Source organism: Thermocrispum agreste DSM 44070 (genome assembly GCF_000427905.1).
GTDB lineage: Bacteria > Actinomycetota > Actinomycetes > Mycobacteriales > Pseudonocardiaceae > Thermocrispum > Thermocrispum agreste.
This window is the reverse complement of the sequence record NZ_ATYX01000009.1, coordinates 24,135-40,034: the sequence shown is the minus strand read 5'-3', so window position 1 is coordinate 40,034 and position 15,900 is coordinate 24,135. Positions and strand designations below refer to the sequence as shown.

12 protein-coding genes are annotated in these 15,900 nt (G+C 69.6%); 7 read left to right on the top strand and 5 right to left on the bottom strand.

What is annotated here, in order from left to right; translation table 11 throughout:
- The first annotated feature begins 12 nt into the window (after window positions 1-12).
- Complete coding sequence (locus tag YWY_RS0107550) at window positions 13-960, top strand: LysR family transcriptional regulator (protein WP_028847112.1); 948 nt, start codon at window positions 13-15, stop codon at window positions 958-960.
- Window positions 961-986: 26 nt separating this feature from the next.
- Here the strand turns inward: YWY_RS0107550 and YWY_RS0107545 are convergent, their stop codons facing one another.
- Both YWY_RS0107545 and YWY_RS0107540 read right to left on the bottom strand, forming a co-directional pair.
- A complete protein-coding gene (locus YWY_RS0107545; RefSeq protein WP_245566595.1) occupies window positions 987-1,793 on the bottom strand; it encodes a sulfite exporter TauE/SafE family protein in 807 nt (268 codons plus the stop codon).
- Between the two features lie 288 nt (window positions 1,794-2,081).
- On the bottom strand, window positions 2,082-3,263 hold the full coding sequence (locus YWY_RS0107540) for a tyrosine-type recombinase/integrase (RefSeq protein WP_028847110.1): 1,182 nt from the start codon (window positions 3,261-3,263) through the stop codon (window positions 2,082-2,084).
- An 817-nt stretch (window positions 3,264-4,080) separates the two neighbouring features.
- Between YWY_RS0107540 and YWY_RS23165 the strand changes: the two genes are divergently transcribed.
- From YWY_RS23165 to YWY_RS0107505, 5 genes are all read left to right on the top strand, one after another.
- Window positions 4,081-5,247 (top strand): hypothetical protein, encoded by a 1,167-nt coding sequence (locus tag YWY_RS23165; RefSeq protein WP_051310019.1) that lies wholly within the window; start codon window positions 4,081-4,083, stop codon window positions 5,245-5,247.
- 360 nt (window positions 5,248-5,607) lie between these two features.
- Window positions 5,608-7,665, top strand: coding sequence for a SulP family inorganic anion transporter (locus tag YWY_RS20810; protein WP_051310071.1), 2,058 nt, complete (start codon window positions 5,608-5,610; stop codon window positions 7,663-7,665).
- A 145-nt stretch (window positions 7,666-7,810) separates the two neighbouring features.
- Entirely contained in the window at window positions 7,811-8,140 is a 330-nt protein-coding gene (locus YWY_RS0107515; protein WP_028847109.1) for a type VII secretion target, read from the top strand.
- Window positions 8,140-9,534, top strand: coding sequence for a WXG100 family type VII secretion target (locus YWY_RS23160; RefSeq protein ID WP_051310013.1), 1,395 nt, complete (start codon window positions 8,140-8,142; stop codon window positions 9,532-9,534). The genes YWY_RS0107515 and YWY_RS23160 overlap by 1 nt, the downstream gene beginning before the upstream one ends.
- Before the next feature lie 83 nt (window positions 9,535-9,617).
- Window positions 9,618-11,054: a hypothetical protein gene (locus YWY_RS0107505; RefSeq protein WP_028847108.1), complete on the top strand. Its 1,437-nt coding sequence runs from the start codon at window positions 9,618-9,620 to the stop codon at window positions 11,052-11,054.
- A gap of 24 nt (window positions 11,055-11,078) precedes the next feature.
- Here the strand turns inward: YWY_RS0107505 and YWY_RS0107500 are convergent, their stop codons facing one another.
- From YWY_RS0107500 to YWY_RS0107490, 3 genes are read right to left on the bottom strand one after another with little or no spacing between them, the layout of a single operon-like run.
- A complete protein-coding gene (locus tag YWY_RS0107500) occupies window positions 11,079-12,599 on the bottom strand; it encodes an aldehyde dehydrogenase (NADP(+)) (RefSeq protein ID WP_084609118.1) in 1,521 nt (506 codons plus the stop codon).
- A 26-nt stretch (window positions 12,600-12,625) separates the two neighbouring features.
- Complete coding sequence (locus YWY_RS0107495) at window positions 12,626-13,579, bottom strand: C-terminal binding protein (protein WP_028847106.1); 954 nt, start codon at window positions 13,577-13,579, stop codon at window positions 12,626-12,628.
- A complete protein-coding gene (locus YWY_RS0107490) occupies window positions 13,576-14,778 on the bottom strand; it encodes a fumarylacetoacetate hydrolase family protein (RefSeq protein WP_028847105.1) in 1,203 nt (400 codons plus the stop codon). The genes YWY_RS0107495 and YWY_RS0107490 overlap by 4 nt, the downstream gene beginning before the upstream one ends.
- 260 nt (window positions 14,779-15,038) lie before the next feature.
- On the opposite strand from YWY_RS0107490, the gene YWY_RS0107485 reads away from it, so the two are divergent.
- On the top strand, window positions 15,039-15,761 hold the full coding sequence (locus YWY_RS0107485; RefSeq protein WP_028847104.1) for a FadR/GntR family transcriptional regulator: 723 nt from the start codon (window positions 15,039-15,041) through the stop codon (window positions 15,759-15,761).
- Window positions 15,762-15,900 lie beyond the last annotated feature (139 nt).

Below are 15,900 nucleotides of genomic sequence, written 5' to 3'. Positions count from 1 at the left end.
GAATGTAGTGATGTGACCCTAGCCCAGCTCAACGCGTTCGTACTCGTCGCCAGGCTCGGATCGGTCACCAACGCCGCCAAGGCGTTGGGGGTGAGCGAGCCTGCGGTGTCGCAGGCGCTGGCGGCGCTGCGGCAGCACCACGGGGACAAGCTGTTGATCAAACGGGCCGGCGGCATGACCCTGACGCCGGGCGGGCGGCAGCTGCTGCCGATCGCGTCCCAGATGGTCGCGCTCGGCGCCGAGGCCGAGGCGGCGGTGCGGCGCGCCAACGGCGCACCCGAGCGCCTGCAGGTCGCGGTGACCAGCGAGTTCGCCGAGTTCGTCGCCAACCCGCTGTTCGAGGCCTTCGGGAAGCGATTGGCTGGCCGGATCGAGGCGACGGCGGGCTTGGCGCAGGTGTCGGAAATGCCGGTGCTGATCACCAACCGGCTGGCCGACGTGGCGATCGGGCCGCGCCTGGACAGCGAACCGGGGCAGGAGATCGACAGCGTGCCGATCTTCCAGAGCAAGTTGGTGGTCGTGGGCTCACCACGCCATCGATACGAGGGGCCGCCATCGCACTGGCAGTGGCTGGTGGACCCGGCGGGAGCCGATCCACAGACGGACACGAGCCGGCTGTTGCGTGCCCTCAACGTGCCGGACGCGGCGGTCCAGGTCTTCCCGAATCAGACCGCGGCGTGGTCGGCGGCAGCTCGCGGTGCGGGCGTCACGGTGGCGCTGGAGCACCTGGTGGCGGCGGAGCTGCGCAGGCAGGAGCTTGCCGTCGTGCCCACGCCCGCGACACCGATGCCGGTGTGCTGGCATGTCAGCACTCTGCCGGCAGATCGGCGGTCGGCCGCGGCGAACTCGCTGCGGCACTTCCTGAGCACACCGAGCGCGATGCACGTGATGAAGTCGCCGAGCAGTGGCGTGCCGCCGTCGCGCTTCAAACCGCCGGTGTACGTGACGATCTGGCGCTGACCTGCACGTCATCCGCGCAGGAAATGTCATCCGCGCAGGAAATAGAGCACTGTCGTGGTGACGGCGGTTGCCAGTAGTGCCGCACGCAGCAGCCAGGCGGGCAGGCGCCGTGCCAGTTGGGCGCCGAGGAAGCCGCCCGCTATCGCACCGGCCAGCATCACCACCAGGATCGTCGACGCGTCGAGCGCATCCGAGGCGACGAGGAACAGCACGCTTGCGCTGAGGAAGATGGCGGCGAGCTGGGTGACGCGCATGGGGTTGCTGACCGCGGGATCGAGGCCGAGGCCGACGCTCCACAGGCTCACCATCAGAATTCCGACCGCGCCACCGAAGTAGCCACCGTAAGCGGCCACGACGAACTGCCCGACCAGGACGGCGCGCGGGCTCATGGCCACGGTTCGGTTCAGCGCCGCGCTGAGCGCCTGGGACAGTCGCCGCCCGAAGGCCAGCACGACGGTGGCGAAGGCGAGCAGCCAGGGCACGGCGGCGTCGAACATCGACGAGGGCAGTACGAGCAGCAGGGCGGCGCCGACACCGCTGCCGAGCACGCTGACGATCGTGACGGTTCTGGTGGACGTGGTGCCGAGCGAGACCAGGTCGTGGCGGTAGACCCACGCGCTGGTGATGGCCCCGGGCACCAGCGCGACCCGGGAAACGGCGTTGGCGGTCACGGGCGGCAGGCCGAAAGCGACGAGGGCGGGCAGCGCCACGAAGGTGCCACCGCCGCCGATGGCGTTCAGGGCACCTGCCGCGATTCCGGCCAGCAGGACGAGAACGTGCTCGAGCACGCCCACAGCATCGATGGGCGGCCGGATGGTGACAAGCACGGTCACACGCACTCGGCGGCACCGACTGGCACCGACTGGCACCGACAAGCCCGGACGGCACCGGCCATGGCTGAGGCGTGCGCCCGGGTGGGGTCGGCTGTGCTGTGTGAACGCTGGGCGAGGACCGGCTGTGCTGGGTGAACCAGGTAGGAGTCCGGTGGGCTGTGTGAATCCGTGGTGGGAGTCAGGTGGGCTGCGCGGCCAGGTGGGGATCCGAAGGGGTGCATCACCGGGCGGAAGCCGGTGGGCTGCGCGATCCCGGGTGGGAGTCCGGAGTGCCGGGTGCCTCTGCGGTCAGCGCGCGGCGGTGGGCGGAGTCGGCTTTCGTGCCGGGGCTCCGTTGGCCGTGACGTCTGCGATCGTCCAGACCGCGCTCGTTTCCAGCCGGTGAATGGACGCGTCGTATCCCTGGCGCGTCGTTCTCGGATCGGCGTGTCCGAGCAGGTCTTGCACCTGGGCGAGGGTGGCTCCGTTGGCGAGCGCGACGGTGGCCGCCGTGCGCCGGGTGGAGTGCGGCGTGATGGTCGCCGCGCACCTCAGTCCGGCTTGCCTGGCAAGCGTGCGCAGCCGCCGCTGCACGTGCTTCTGATTCAGCGGCGCGCCGCCGGTGCGCTCCGGCTGGTGCGGATGGGGCGTGGAGACGAAGAGCGGGCCTTCGAGGTCCTGGACGGTGACGAGCTTGCCTCGTTCGGCGCTTTCCCGGCGAGCGCGCAGCGTCCAGTAGCGGGTGAGCGTTTGCAGAAGGTGCTCGGACAAGGGCACGAAGTCCCAGTCGTCGGCGGTACGGGACTTCTTGCGGTAGTAGAGCACGCAGTAGCCGGACTCGAAGCGGATGTCCTTGAACTCGGCCGTGCAGCTGGCCGTGACCCGCAGGCCGGTGGCGAACAGCAAGTGAAGGTGCGCGGCGTCCCGCCAGGCCGCTTCGGTGCCGAGCCGTTCGGCGCGGCGGATCAGCCAGTCGATGAAGCCGCACATTTCGTCGGCGGACAGTGCGGGCAGGCGCGACCGTGCCGGGGGCTTGGGCCTGCTGCCGCCCGCCGCGGGGTTGCGCACGTCGATGTCGTTCTCGGCCAGGTAGGCGTACCAGCTGGACACGACGGCCAGGCGCTTCGCGACGGTCGCCGGTGACGCCGGGATCGTGGAGACGACGTTGCCTGGGCCGACCTTGCGGGAGGTCATGCCCGCCTGCCAGGCATCGCGGTCCGCGCGGCGCGCGGCGAGCGGGTCGACGCCGTGGCGGTCGCACCAGGCCAGCCAGTCCGCCAGTGCCTGGTAGTAGCTGCGGCGGCTGGTCTCGCTCAGCCTGACTAGCCACAGCACCGTCAGGGTGCGGACGTGGTAGCGGTCGCTCGGGTCCGGCGGCGGCAGGGCGGGGAGGAGGTCGACGGCCGCGGCGATGTCGCGCATGTCGCCGCCGTCGGCCGGGCCGAGCCCGGCCAACCCGGATCCGGGGCTGGTGAGGTCAACGGCGGACATGGCTGCGGTCGGTCGTCTGGGGGCCCAGCGCGGTCACGAGGACGTCTCCATCTCCACGGACGATGGCTCTCGATCTTGACCTTACGTCACGGACAGCCCGCGGCGGCAATCCATTGATCAACGGGCGCACGACTTCGTGAGCTTGCTGCGCTCGCATTCCCGACGGTGCCTACGTCGCCTACGTCGCGAATGTCGCGGCGCCTGACGAACGCTTCTCGTTGCTCCTGCGCCCTTCAGTCCCACTCGGTTGCACCTGCGCCCTCCGGTCCCACGTGGTTGCTTCCGCGTCTCCCGGTCCCACGCCGCGCCGCTTCCTGCTTCCGTGGCGTCCCCTACAGAGCTCCCTGGTGCCCCCTTACAGAGCCCGTGGTGCCCCTGCAGAGCTCCGGGTGCCGGTCGGAGGGGGATCCGTCTTTTTCCCGCGCCAGAAGGAGGGGTGAGAACAGTCATTCTCACCCCTCCCTTTCCTGTTACCTATCAGACTTAATTTAGAGATAGTAGCAATCAACTACAAAACTAGATCAAGTAGGATGACGTGTAACGGAGGAACGGCGTTGGATCTGCCGCGCCGGACGGCGCGGTCCGGCGGCCAGGCAGGAGCAGGCAAAACACAGGCAGGAACGAGATGTCGAACGAGAACGGAGCGCAGCACGCGAACAGCAGGAGTGATGCGAGCGTGGGCGACGCGACAGCGTCGGGTGAGGCGACAGCGTCGGCCGGGGAGACCGGAGCGGCCGGCATTGGCGGCGCACGCCCAGCAGACGCGCCGGGTGTGGTTGGTGCGGTCGGTGCATCCGGAGGCCGGGATGCAGGCGATGTGACCAGCACCCCCGATGCGCACGAGGCCTCCGGCGGAGGCGGTGCTCGGCCGGTCAACCGCTGTCAGTGCTGCCAGCAGGTGCTGCCGGAACAGAAGGGGCGCTCGCGGCCGCGGAAGTACTGCGCCGACGGCACTGGCCGGTTCGAGGCCGAGTACGGCATCACCTGCGCGGAGCTGGGGCCGGCCCTGGAGAAGGTACGGCAGGTGTTCGGCGCCGAAGCCGTCCCGAACGCCGACCTGGATCTGCTCACCGAGCAGGTGACCACCGTGCAGCAACTGCTCGGCCCCGAGGGTGCGATCGCCGGCCTCACCGACACGCTCCACGGCGTGCGAGTCCGCCTGGACGAGACCGTCAAGGCCGCGCTTGCCCGAGCCGAGGCCGCAGAGGCCGCCGAACGGGACGCTCTCGGCCGTGCCGAAGCCGACGCCCGGTTGCGGCGCGAGGCCGAGGAACGAGCCGAGGCGGCACAGCAAGCGCAGCGGGAGGCCGAGAAGCAGCGAGAGCGAGCCGAGCGCCGCGCGCAGGAGGCCGAACGACGCCAACGGCAGGCGGAAGCGGAGGCGGCTCGCGCTCAGTCGGCCGCGGAGCAGCACGCCGGCCGGGCAGAACGGGCGGAACAAGCCGCCGAACGCGACCGCGAGCGGCTGGCGCAAACCCAGGCGGAGCTGGCCGCCTGCCAGGCGACCGTGGAAGCGTTGCGCCGGCAGCTCGCTGACGCGCAGCGCAGCGCCGAGCAGGAACGACAGCGCGCCGATTCCGCCGTCGAGGAGCGAGACCGCGCGCGGGCCGCGGCCGACGCCCGGATCGCCGAGGCCCGATCACAAGCCGCCAAAGAGATCGCTGCGGCGACGGCATCCGCCACGGCGTCCATGAAGCAGCTCGCTGAAGAGCACCGCGACGAAGTACGCCGCATCGAGCGGGAGCATGCCGCCGAGATCGTCGGCTACGAACGCAGACTCCAAGCTGCGCGAAGCGAGCTGGACTCGCGCCTACGTCGCGCCCGTGCGGCGCTGGAGAAGCTGATCCGGGAGAGCAAGCGCCGCGACCAGGACCAGCAGTACGTCGCCGTGGCCGACCTGGCGTCCTTCGCGGCCAGCTGGCTCGGCGAGCGCGGTGGCGGCGCCGAACCGGAAGCGAGCGAATCTGACCGGATCGTCACGTGATTTTCACCGATGGTGGTGCATCGACCGAGATTCGTGACGATCCGTGACGGGCCGGGCGGTGACGTACCGCTGCGGGGTGAGAATCGGGCCACCTCATTCCGTGCACGCGGGCCGCCAGGCCCTGCGTCATGTGACGATCTTGTGTCCTTCCGGCCGTCACCGGGCCGCTGCCCTCACCATGATCAACATCGGTCATGCTTTCCTGGAAGGACAAGAGAAGAGTCGCCGTCGCTGTCGGCTCGGAAGACGGATCTCAGCGGGACGGAGGACCTGGTGGCCCCAACAGCGACGCGCGACCGACGGCGAACCGCTCGGCCCGGCACGTCCGGTGACCGTGCGCTGAGCACCGTCGCAGGCACGATCGCCCGGCACGACGTCCTGGCCTCCTTGGTGGTCTTCCTGGTCGCCGTGCCCCTGTCGCTCGGCATCGCCCTGGCCTCCGGCGCGCCCATCGCCGCCGGATTGATCGCCGCGATCGCCGGGGGAGTGGTGGCAGGCGCAGCGGGCGGATCGCCACTGCAGGTCAGCGGTCCCGCGGCCGGCCTGACGGTGGTCATGGCGGAAACCATCGACCAGTTCGGGTGGGCGGTCACCTGCTTGATCACCGTGATCGCCGGGGCGATCCAGATCGCTCTCGGCCTCAGCCGGGTCGCCACGGCCGCCCTGGCCATCTCCCCGGCGATCGTGCACGGAATGCTCGCCGGGATCGGGGTGACGATCGTGCTCAGCCAGCTGCACATCGTGCTGGGCGGCAGCCCGCAGAGCTCGGCGTTGGCCAACATCGCCGACCTGCCCGGCCAACTGGCCGGGCACCACGACACCGCGGTCCTGCTCGGTGTGGGCACCATCGCCGTGCTGCTGGTGTGGTCACGCGTCCCTGCGCCGTTGCGTCACGTTCCCGGCCCGCTCGTCGCGGTGACGGCGACTACGGTCGTCGCCGCGCTGACTTCGGCCGACGTCAGCCGGGTCGACGTAGCCGGAGGGCTGCTCTCCCTGGATCTCGTTCCCGAACTCCCGCAGCGAGGCTGGCCCCAGGTGCTCATGGCCGCGCTGACCGTCGCGCTCATCGCCAGCGTCGAGTCGCTGCTGTCGGCGGTCGCCGTCGATCGGCTGCACTCCGGTCCCCGGGCCAAGCTGAACCGGGAACTCGTCGGGCAGGGCCTGGCGAACATGACCTCGGGTGCGTGCGGCGGCCTGCCGGTCACCGGCGTGATCGTGCGGAGCTCGGCGAACGTGGCGGCCGGGGCGCGCACCAGGGCCTCCGCCATCCTGCACGGCGTCTGGATCCTGCTGTTCGTGGCGCTGCTGGCCGGCCTGCTCGAACAGATCCCGCTGGCGGTGCTGGCCGGGCTGCTGGTGCACGTGGGTGCCAAGCTCGTCGCACCCCACCACATCGGAACGGTGCGTGCGCACGGGGACCTGCCGGTCTACGCGGTGACCTTGATCAGCGTCGTCGTGCTCGACCTGCTCGTCGGCGTGCTGACCGGGATCGCCGTGTCGCTGCTGCTGACGCTGCACCGCAGGGTGAGGGCCCGGATCCATGGCGAGGAGACCGGGCCCGGACGATGGCGGGTCAGCATCGAGGGAGCCGTGACCGCGCTGGCCGTGCCGCGCTTGTCGCGCGTTCTCGGCTCAGTGCAGGCAGGGTCGGTGGTGACGATCGAACTCGTCGCCGACTACGTGGACCATGCCGCGTTCGAGTACCTGTCCACCTGGAAACACGGCCACGAGCGTGCGGGCGGCCGGGTGAACGTCATCGAAGTCGGTCACACATGGTTCGGCCGGAAAGGGGCGCCGGTCCACACTTCAGGAGGTTTCCGGGCATGGCTGCATGCCCTTGCGCCGCGGCAGCGCGGCCAGAGGACGATCACCGGGCCCGGGCTGCCACAGGCGATGTCCCGCTCCGGCGCTCTGGTCATTGCGTGCACGGATGCACCGGTGCTGCCGAATCTGCACCCGCCCGCCCCAGCGGGTGACATCGTCACCGTACGCACCGAGGGCAACACCGTGCCTACCGCTCGTACCGGGCCCGCCGGTTCCGTCGTCGCGTCGATCGAGTTCGCCGTGCGTGTCCTCCACGTGCGGAAGATCGTGGTGTGCGGGCACTCCGGCTGCCGTGCCATGCGGGCCCGGAACGAGCATGCCCCGCCTCCGGCCGGCGGAGAACACCCCACCCTCGACGGTGCGCTTCCAGCCGACCCGGCCGACCGCCTGGCCCTGCGCAACGTCCTGCACCAACTGGAGCATGTGAACCGCAATCCCGTGGTCGCGGCCGCAAAGGCGGCAGGTCAGCTCCGCGTTGTCGGCATGTACGTGGACGCCGCTGACGTATACCGCGCGAACGAATCCGGTCACTTCGTTCAGCTCCGGCGCAGCGAATCGACTGACGAGGACGAGCAGGAATCCGTCGCGATTTGAGACATTTCACGCAAGCGCCACGAGCTGGACGTGCGCCGGAAATACCCGTCGGTTCACCTGTGCAAACCAATTCGGCGACAACCAACGATCTTCATGCCGATCTCGTACGATGCTGGCGGGATGGCACAACACTGGGAGGACCGCCATGGAGGGGGCCGGTTTCGTCGTCGACGCCGAGGTCATGAAGAACTTCGCCACCAAGGACCTGCCGCAGTACACCGAGCAGGCGGGGAAGTTCATGGAACTGGTCGACAAGGCCGACGTCAGCAATGAATCGTGGGGCGCGGTCGGGCTGTTCACCAAACAGGGCTACACCAACATGCTCGGCTCGCTGAAGGGCTTGCTCGACCAGATGCAGGAGGGCTGCAGGCAGGCCGGGGAGAAGTTCTCCGCGGCGGCACGTGTCTACACGGAAACCGACGACGAGATCGCCGGCGCGTTCAAGTCGATCGCCGAGCGCCTGGGGGATGACTGATGGCCGAGGTCGAAGACGCCACCGAGAACGTCAAGCTGAAGTCGACCGATCCGACTGTGCAGGAGTACGCCGAGAACATCGTCAAGGCCGAACCGCTCGGGTCGGAACGGCTCGCGATGGCCAAGAGCACCGCCGGGTTGGCGACCTCGGTCGCGGACCTGATGCAAGGGCAGGCCGGCGTCGGCGACGTCGCCACCGCAGCCGCCAACGTCGTCCTCGACACCACGGATTTCGTGGCAAGCGCGGTCGGGGACATCACCAGCTTCGCGTCGGACCCGATCGCGTGGCTGGTCGGAAACGGTTTGGACATGCTGCTGGCCGTGGTGACCCCGCTGCAGGACGCATTGCACTTCGTCACCGGTGACGGGCCGGCACTCAAAAAGGGCGCGGAGAACTTCGTCGGGATCGCCAAGGGCCTGGAGGACATGGGCAAGAACCTGTGCGAGGTCTCCGACGATCGCCTCAAGGAGTGGACAGGCGACGCCTCCGAGGCAGGCAAGAAGGCGCTGGCCGAGTTCGCCGACGGCATCAACGGCGTCAGCGCGGCCTCGGTCCGGGTCGCCGAGGTGCTGCAGAGCTCGGCCTTGCTCATGGAGACAGTCGAAACGGTCGTCAAATCGCTGATTTCCGACTTCGTGGCGGAAGCGATCAAAATCATGGTGCCGCGGCTGGCCGCAAGCGTGGTGACGTTCGGTGCGTCGATCGCCGAAGGCATGGCGGAAGTGATGGCCAAACTGGCGATCACCTTCCCCAAGATCATGAAATATGTCGAGAAGCTCACCAGGATCCTCGGCCGGATCGCCAAGTTCATGGCCAAGGTGGAGAAGTTCCTCGGCGACCTTGCCGGCAAGGCCTTCGGCAAGATGTTCGGCAAGGTCGCGGGCCGGCTGATCGGCGAGGCGGCCACGGAGGTTGCCGGCAAGATCGGCAAGACCGTCGGCGAGTCGGTGGTCAAGGCCGGTTTCAAGGGGGCCAGGAAATACGCCGACGGCAAGATCAACGGCCCGTCCCTGGGGGATCTGAAGGGCACCTACGTCGAGACCGACTCCGTCGGCGAAGGGGACAAGCAGACCAAAGAGCTGGTCGACGACGGCTTCCGCAAGGGCTACCAGCGCGACGTCTACCGAGAGCGCTACGACGACGACGGCAACCTCATCGGGGTCGAACGTTCCCGGGAACCTGTGCGCAAGAGCGTGTTCACCGGCGAACTCACCGACGACGGCACCGGTATCGCGCTCGACGACGGTGGCGCAGGCGCCGCATCGTCGGCCATCAAGGTGGTGACCGGGGGCATCCGCAAAGGCATCGACCTCGTTTCCGGCGACGACGAGGACGAGCCCGGCCAGAACGCGCCGAGCGAGGAGGAAACGCGCGGCAAGCTGGACGCGTTCTGATCCGCGCCGAACGACTGCGGCATTCGGCTGACCGAGCGGCGAAAGCGATCTTCTCCGTCGGCCACCGGGGATAGCCTCCGATCATGATCTCGGCGGTCGCGCGGGTCGCTGCGCGCGTGATCCTGGCTGCCCTGGTGCTGATCGTGCCGATCGGCTGCCTGCTGGCCGTCTTCGTGCTCAACATGGTGGCCGCGTTCAGCGACGCGTCCCCGGACACGCGACACGAGCTGGCGCTCGCCGCAGGCGTCGTGATGCTGGTCTTCTGGCTCGCGGTGTCCTGGACCCAGCTCCGGGCACCCGGCGGGGACAGGCGGAAACGTTCGCGCCTGGCGCGCATCGTCGGCTGGGGCCTGATCTACGCCACGTGGACGACCCAGGTGGCGCTGGCGTCGTTCACGACGTTCTTGTTCACGGTCAGTGTCACGACCACGGATTTCCGGCCCGCGGTCGCCGTGGCGGCCGGGAGCTACGCTCTGCTGTCGGTGATCATGAAGTTCGCCAGGTGGGTCGCCGGTTTTGCGGTGGACTGGTCGTTCCTGCGCGGCCGGAAGCTGCTCCGATGGCTGGCCGGCGTCGCGACGCGGGTGGCCATCGCCGGATACGGCGGGCTGCTCGTCGAACTCGTCAAGGTCGTCGGATGGGACATCCCCACCGGCTTCCACGCCTTCTTCCGGGACTGGACTGGCTCGGGGCTGCTGGCCGTGCCGTGCACGGCGGTGGCGTTCGTGCTCTACGTGCTCGTGGTCCTGGCCTGTGACACCGTGCTGCAGCACGTCGCCGCCCGCCTGCTCGGCCGCGACAACGCGGTCGGGGCGTGGCTGGCCGAGCACGCGCCCATTCACCTGGAGAACACCGACGAGAAGTTCGTCTTCGAGTTCCGCTTCTTCGTCCGCTTCCGCGTCCACAAACAACGCCACCCCTGGGAGATCGAGGAGAAGTACTCGAGGAAGTACGGCCCTCACGCCCGGCCGCTCGCCGCGGAGGAGCAGGCCGCGCTGGTCGATCGTGTGGCCGACGCCGTCGTCCCCCAGTTGCCGCCCGCATGGCTGAGCTGCCGGCTCGTCTACCGGGCAGTGGGCAGTCATGAAGAGGTGGTGGTCAGGGCCAGCACACTGGGCCCACCCGATCCGTTCGGTGATCCGGTCGTCGAGGTGGCCGACACGGAGCTGACCGGCTTTCCCGAGGTCGACGCGCTGCGACGGCTGCGGGCGGCCGGCTACCGCCCCGGCCGTGGGGCCGGGTTCGAGTGGGTGTTGACCTTCGACGCGGAAGGTGCCGGCACGTGGCAGGCGGACGCCGAGGCCACCAGGGGCGAGGCGACGTGGCATCGGGCGCCGATCGGCCGTGAACCGGCATGGGTTCGCTCGCCTCGGCGCAAGGACTTCCGGGACGATCTGCGCCGCTATCCCCTCAAGCGTTCGCTGCGCCCGATCTGGTTGTGGCTGCGGCTGGCCGGGATCCCGGCCAGCCGCAGCCCGGCATCACGTCGGCAAGTCCGGCAGCGGACACTCCAGCGGTGACGGTCCCCGACCGCTGACGCCGCCCTACCGCGCGGGTCCGGCCTGCAGGGCACCGTCGACGCGCCGCGGAATGCCCAGCGGGTTCGCCTCTTGCAGCTCTGCGGGCAGCAGGTCGTCCGGCACGTTCTGGTAGACCACCGGGCGGAGGAAGCGCCGGATGGCCGTGGCACCGACCGAGGTGTGCAGCACCGAGGTGGTTGCCGGCCACGGGCCGCCGTGGTGCTGAGACCAGGTCACGGCCACGCCGGTCGGCCAGCCGTTGACGATGATCCGCCCTGCCTTCTTTCGCAGGATCCCGAGCAGACCGGCCGCGGCGGGATCGTCCGGTTCCGCGTGCAGCGAGCCGGTCAAGCTGCCCGGCAAAAGGTCGAGCGCGGACTTCAGGCCCGCGGCGTCGCGATAGGACACCAGCAGCGTGACCGGGCCGAAGCACTCCTCGGTGAGCTTCGCGGCATGGGCCCGGAACGTCTCCACGTCGACGGCCAACACGGTCGGACGCACCTGATAACCCGCGCCTTCCACGCGCTCCGGGCCCAACACCGGTGTCACACCCGGGACCTCGCACAAAGCCGCGAGCCCGTCCTGGAAGGCCGAGTGGATCTTGGCGTCCAGCATCGGGACGAGCTGCGCCGACCGGGCGTGGTCCGCCACGGCCTTACGGAAGGCTTCGTCGTCCGGGGCGAACACCAGCCCGGGCTTGGTGCAGAACTGCCCGCTGCCCAGCGTGAACGAACCGACCAGCCCGGCTGCGATGTCCTCCCGCCGCGCCGCCAGAGCCGCCTCGGTGACGACCACCGGGTTGATGCTGCCCAGCTCGCCGTAGAACGGAATGGGGTCGGGGCGTCGACTGGCCAGGTCGAACAGGGCCCGGCCACCCGTCGTCGACCCGGTGAAGCCGACCGCAGTGATCGCCGGATGGGTCACCAGTCGTCGTCCGGCCTCGTATCCGTGCACGACTTGCAGGACGTCGGCGGGCACGCCGGTGCGGGCCAACGCCTGGGAAGCGATCTCCGCCACCCGGTTCGACAACCCGGGGTGACTGGGATGCGCCTTGACGACGACCGGGCAGCCGGCGGCCAGGGCGCTGGCCGTGTCGCCGCCGAGCACCGAGAAGGCGAACGGGAAGTTGCTCGCGGCGAAGACCGCCACCGGGCCGAGCGGGACGAGCATCCGGCGCAGGTCGCCGTGCGGCGGGACGGCATCGGGGTTGGCGTGGTCGATCACGGCTTCGCAGAACGACCCCTCCTCGACGACGTCGGCGAACATGTCGAGCTGCGCCGCCGTGCGGGCCAGCTCGCCCACCAGCCGCTGCTTGCCCAGCGCGGTCTCCGCATCCGCCAGTGCGACGAGCTCGTCCTCGGCATCCCGCACCGCCGTGGCGAGTGCGCGCAGCATGCCCGCCCTGCGGGTGTAGGAGGCGCCGGCCAGCCACTCGGCAGCCTGTGCAGCTCGTTCGACGCACGCGTGCACGTCCTCGGCGGTGTGGTCGGGGATGGGCTCTCCGACCGGTTGTCCGGTGCGTGGATCGATTCCCTGGCTCACCATCGTGTCCTTCCTCGACGTCGCTCGGGTCATACCACTCTGCACCGCAACGGTTCACCGGCGAGGGCCCGCGCCCCCTCTTCGGCCGCGAGCCGCTGCAGATTGTCGAGCGAGGAATCCGAGTAGAACGCGACGTGCGGCGTGAGCAAGACCTGGGGGAAGGCGCGCAGCCGCGACTCGTGCGGCAGCGGCTCCGGATCGACCACGTCCAGGCCGGCCGCGGCGATCCGGCCCGATTCTATCGCATCGGCCAATGCGTCGTGGTCGATCAGCCCGCCGCGGGAGGTGTTCACCACGATCGCGCCCCGGCGCATCCTGCCGAACGCATCCGCGTCGAGGATGTGCTTGGTCTCGCTGGTCAGCGGGGCGTGCAGAGAGATCGCGTGGGATGCGCTCAGCAAGTCCGGCAGGTCGGTCAACCGCGGTCCGTCGCCGGTGCCGACGTCGGTCCGGGCGTACGGGTCGTAGGCCAAGACGGTGCACCCGAAAGCGCGAAGCCGCTGGTGCACGGCCATCCCGATGCGCCCGATGCCGACCAGGCCCACGGTGGTCTCGGACAACCCGGGAAGCGGGCCGAGGTCTCCGGGGGCGCACCAGCCGTCCTGGCGGACCCGGCGGTCGTAGGCGGGCAGCTTCCGCAACAGCGCCAGCAGCAGGGCGACCGTGTGGTCGGCGACCGTGTCGCTGCCGTAGTCGGGCACATTGGCCACGGACACCCCGAGGTCCCGCGCAGCCGCCACGTCGACGTTGTCGTAGCCGACTCCGTAGCGGATCACCGTGGCACCGGGAGCCATGGCGCGGAGGACCCGCGCGGTGATGGGGGCGAAGTTGACGAAGACGACGTTCGCGCCTGCCACGGCCGCCTCGGTCTCGTCCTCGGTGGTGCACTGGTGCACCGAGAAGTCGGCGGCGAACCGGCGGGCGAGCGCTTCCTCGTGCTCGGTGCCGTGGAACTTGTGGTCGGTGACGACGATCTTGGTCATGCCACTGCTTCCGTCTCCTCGGCGCCACCCCGCAGCAGCCCGCGCGCCGCGAGGTTGGTCATCAGGGCGCGGATCCCGAACGTCCACTCGGGTGCCTGCTCGGCGTAGGTCACCACGTTCACCAGGCTGCCCAGCCGGGGCGAGGAAATGCACACCACGTCGCCCTTCTTGTGGGTGAACCCTTTGCCCGGCTCGTCGCGGTCGTCGGTCGGGACGAACATCGTGCCGGTGAACAGCACGAAGCCGTCGGGGTACTGGTGGTGGCGGCCGCAGGCGTGCCGGATCAGCTCGGTGACGTCGCGGCTGATCTCGCTCACCGGGTTCACCCCGCGGGAGTGGTAGCCGTCCTGGCCGGTGATCTCCAACGTCACCTCGACCTGCCTGGCGTCGTCGAGCGTGAACTGCTCGTCGAACAGCCGCAGGAACGGGCCGATGGCGCACGAGGCGTTGTTGTCCTTGGCCTCCGGCAGCAGCAGGGCGCTGCGACCTTCGAAGTCACGCAGGTTGACGTCGTTGCCGAGGGTGGCCGCCACCGGCGTGCCACCCGAGGTCACCGCGAGCACCAGTTCCGGTTCCGGGTTGTTCCAGGTCGACCGTTCCAGCACGCCGATCTCGGCGCCGGCGCCGACGGCGGACAGCACCGGTGCCTTGGTGAAGATCTCCGGGTCCGGCCCGATGCCGACCTCCAGGTACTGCGACCACAGGCCCTCCTCGACGAGCACCTGCTTGACCCGCTGCGCTTCCGCCGAGCCCGGCCGGACTTGGCTGATGTGCCCCTGGATGACCTCGGCAAGCCGTGTGCGGAGGGCTTCGGCCTTGGCCGGGTCGCCCTTGGCGCGTTCCTCGATGACCCGTTCCAGCATGCTGCGCACGAACGTCACGCCCGCCGCCTTCAGCACCTGCAGGTCCACCGGGGCGAGCAGGTGGGGGCGAGAGCGGTCCCGGGTCAGCGTGGCCTCCAGCAGGTCCTGCACCTGCCACGTGGTGCCGCCGTCGTGGTTCCGCACCACGTCGACCGCGTCGCTGCGCTCCAGCAGGCCGGCAACGGTCGGTTCGGCGGACGTGATGTCGACGGCCGTCGTGCCACGGATCGCCGCCACACAGGGGCCGCCGCACTCCGGGTCGAACACGCGAGCGAGCAGCGTGGCGCGATCGGCGTCGTCCGGGAGAACTCGATCGAAGTAGGGCAACAGATTCACGTGACCGCCTTCCTTGCTGGCGTGCTTGTCGTCGGCCGCCGGAACATCAGGCGCGGCGCATCAGCACACCGTTAGTCATATCATCGTATGAATGAACGAGCAATTGGCGAGTCACCCAGAGCACAATCGTCGGGTCGCCCGATCGGGGCCTGTCGTGCCCGGCCGGGGGTTGTCGTGCCCGGCTACCGAGCACGTTGACCCAGGTCACGCGGGCGGGCGACGAATCGTGGTCGGATCGGCCCGTCCTTAGAATCGCGCGCATGGCATCCGAACTTGGCTCACGGAAGCGCCTCCCCGAAATCCTCGCGGACACGCTGCAGGAGGAGATCCTGCAGCTGCGGGTGGGGGACCGGCTGCCGACCGAGCCCGAGCTCGCCGAACGCTTCGGGGTGAGCCGCACGGTCGTCCGGGAGACCGCCCGGCTGCTGGTCCAGCGCGGGCTGGTCACGGTCAAGCCCGGGCGCGGGATGACGGTCGCGGAGTTCGACGGCAGGCTCATCGCCGACCAGTACGGCCTGCTGCTTCGGCTCAGCGAAGGGTCGTTCGAGCAGCTGCTGGAGCTGCGCCTGGTGCTGGAGGTCGAGATGGCCGTGTTCGCCGCGGCCCGGCGCAGCGAGGAACACCTGGCCGGGCTGCGCGAGGCGAACCGGAAGCTGGCCGCGTCGATCGGCACCGACCGCTTCCTGGATGCCGACCTGTCGTTCCACGAAATCCTCGCCGAGGCCAGCGGCAACCCGTTCTTCGCGCTGGTCATCCGGCCGGTGAACAGTTTCCTGCGGCGGGTCTACCGGGACAGTCCCGGCTATCCGTCGGAGGCCAGTCACACGGTGCGGGAGCACGAGGAGATTGCCGACGCGATCGCCGCCGGTGACCCCTCCCGCGCCCGTTTCGCCAGCGAGAACCATCTGCGCCGCGTGATGCGGCACGCCGACGTGCTGGTCGGCGAGTCCGACAAGGAACGCCGTCGTCGCCCATCCGGCTGACACAGCGCGGCCGGAACTTTGCCGCGTCAAGGTCTTGCGCTTGTCCACGGCCTGCTCTATCGTCCGATCATCATACGAATTACGGCTCGGTGGACGCCGGGTTCCAGGACCGACATGCCGATTGCCGCGCCCGCCAGGG

What these genes read in the sequence shown, in the direction of transcription:
- YWY_RS0107540 (WP_028847110.1), bottom strand. Translation starts at nt 3,263, where the DNA reads ATGTCCGCCGTTGACCTCACCAGCCCCGGATCCGGGTTGGCCGGGCTC.
- YWY_RS0107515 (WP_028847109.1), top strand. Translation starts at nt 7,811, where the DNA reads ATGGAGGGGGCCGGTTTCGTCGTCGACGCCGAGGTCATGAAGAACTTC.
- YWY_RS23160 (WP_051310013.1), top strand. Translation starts at nt 8,140, where the DNA reads ATGGCCGAGGTCGAAGACGCCACCGAGAACGTCAAGCTGAAGTCGACC.
- YWY_RS0107505 (WP_028847108.1), top strand. Translation starts at nt 9,618, where the DNA reads ATGATCTCGGCGGTCGCGCGGGTCGCTGCGCGCGTGATCCTGGCTGCC.
- YWY_RS0107500 (WP_084609118.1), bottom strand. Translation starts at nt 12,599, where the DNA reads ATGGTGAGCCAGGGAATCGATCCACGCACCGGACAACCGGTCGGAGAG.
- YWY_RS0107495 (WP_028847106.1), bottom strand. Translation starts at nt 13,579, where the DNA reads ATGACCAAGATCGTCGTCACCGACCACAAGTTCCACGGCACCGAGCAC.
- YWY_RS0107485 (WP_028847104.1), top strand. Translation starts at nt 15,039, where the DNA reads ATGGCATCCGAACTTGGCTCACGGAAGCGCCTCCCCGAAATCCTCGCG.